Below are 230 nucleotides of genomic sequence, written 5' to 3'. Positions count from 1 at the left end.
ACGAGCCCCATCATGTACTGTTGGAAAGTGGACAGACAGGGCGGTATAGCATAATCGGCTTAACGCCTGTTGCTGTGATCGAAGGCAAGGGCCACACATTAATGGTCAGCGACCAAAACGGCAACCATCTTTTTAAAGGCCCACTGTTATCTTCGTTAGAAACGGCGCTTGCCCCCTACCAAACAGAGGACACCTTAACAGGTCCACCAATGCAAGGTGGGGCGATTGGA

1 pseudogene is annotated in these 230 nt (G+C 51.3%); it reads left to right on the top strand.

Annotated elements, in window-relative coordinates:
• Positions 1-230: pseudogene (locus CHH91_RS19250) on the top strand (aminodeoxychorismate synthase component I); the annotation flags it as partial.

The sequence above is a fragment of the Virgibacillus sp. 7505 genome (genome assembly GCF_002272135.1).
Lineage (GTDB): Bacteria > Bacillota > Bacilli > Bacillales > Amphibacillaceae > Terribacillus.
Note: the sequence above shows the minus strand (reverse complement) of the source record. Positions and strands in the feature narration are given on the sequence as shown.